2 protein-coding genes are annotated in these 1,556 nt (G+C 73.9%); both read right to left on the reverse strand.

Annotated features, from left to right (window positions below; genetic code table 11):
* A partial coding sequence (locus tag G4D87_RS37540; protein ID WP_163787559.1) for a LytR/AlgR family response regulator transcription factor occupies positions 1–399 on the reverse strand: 399 nt, incomplete at its 3' end.
* Complete coding sequence (locus tag G4D87_RS37545; protein ID WP_163787558.1) at positions 396–1,457, reverse strand: sensor histidine kinase; 1,062 nt, start codon at positions 1,455–1,457, stop codon at positions 396–398. The genes G4D87_RS37540 and G4D87_RS37545, both read right to left, overlap by 4 nt.
* Positions 1,458–1,556 lie beyond the last annotated feature (99 nt).

The raw sequence follows: 1,556 nt of genomic DNA on the forward strand, positions 1-1,556 counted from the left end.
GCCAGGGGGCTTCGGTGGGGGGCTGACCGCGGCCGGGCCGCGTGCGCGAGCCCGCTCCAGGGCCTTCTGCAGGCGCGCGGGCTCCACGGGCTTGAGCACGTAGTCCACCGCGCCATGTTCGAAGGCCTGCACGGCGTGCTCGGCGTGGGCGGTGCAGAGGATGACGCGCGGGCCGCCTTCCGGCAGCAGGGCCAGGGCATCCAGGCCGCTGAGGCCGGGCATGTGGATGTCCAGCAGCACCACGTCCACGCCGCCCGCGCGCACGGCGGAGAGGACGCCCTCCGCGTCCGAGGCCTCGCCGCAGACCTCCGTGTCCGGGAGCGCCGCGAGCAGCCGCGTCAGGCGCTTTCGGGCGAGCAGTTCGTCATCGGCGATGAGGACGCGAAGCGGGGCGCTCAGGTGAGGACTCCAGGTTGGGGGCCCGCGCGGGGCAGGGTGACGGTGACACGGGTGCGCGCCTCGCCGCTGTCGAGCACGAGCCGGGCGGCGCCGCCGTAGGCCAGGGCGAGGCGGCGCTCCACGGTGGGCAGGCCGGCGCTGCCCTCACGGGGTCCACGCGAGGGGCCCGGGTTCTCGATGGCGACCTCCACCTCATGGCCCCGCGTGGTGACGTCCAGGGACAGGGGGCCGCGGTGGCCGGCGGCGGGGCCATGCTTCACCGCGTTCTCCGCCAGGGGCAACAGCACGAGCGGCGGGACGGGGACTTCCTCCATGCCGGCGGGGACGTTCAGCGTGAGCTGGAAGAGGTGCGGGTCGCGGAGCAGGTGCAGGTCGAAGAGCGTGCGGATGAGCTCCAGCTCCTGGGACAGCGGCCAGGTGGCGCTGCGCACGCCCGCGAGCACGGAGCGGAGCATGGTGGACAGCCGCAGCACGGCGGCCTCCGCGACGGCGCCGTCCTCGCGGCACCACTCCGCGATGGCGTTGAGCGTGTTGAAGAGGAAGTGCGGGTCCAGGTGGCTGCGCAGCGCGAGGAGCTGCGCCTGCTCGGCCTCCAGCGCGAAGCGGGCGGCGCGGGCGCGCTCGCGGCTGAGGCTCTCCTCGAAGCCGATGTCGCGCCCCAGGCCCCAGCCCCCCACGAGGAAGAGCGCGCCGCACACCGCGAGGTTGGTGGGCTGCGTGAGGAAGGTGGGGCCCATGCCCAGGAGCTTCGGCAGCACGAAGCCGGAGGTGAGCACCACGCCGCTGCCCACGGTGCCGTAGAGCAGGAGCCGGATGCCGCCGTGGCTGAGGTCCAGGCCTTCCGGGAAGAGGACGCGGTAGGAGACGGGCGCCACCGCGATGAAGAGCAGGCACATCAGGAGGCCCAGCCCGAACGCGGCCCAGAGGGGGGCGTGGCTGAAGCGCACCTGCGCCGTCACCAGCGCGCCGGAGACGACGAGGATGGGCAGCAGCCGTCGGGGCTCCACGAGGGCCCGCAGGGTGGCGCGGACGATGGAGCCTTCCGACGTTTCCAGCATGCGCCAGCGGGAGCCTACACCGCCGGCCGCGTCACCGCGCCGGGCGCTCCTCCAGCTCCGTCTCGAAGGCGTCCAGCAGCTGGCTCTTATACACATTTC

Origin of the sequence: Myxococcus vastator (assembly GCF_010894475.1) — a bacterium.
Classification (GTDB): domain Bacteria; phylum Myxococcota; class Myxococcia; order Myxococcales; family Myxococcaceae; genus Myxococcus; species Myxococcus vastator.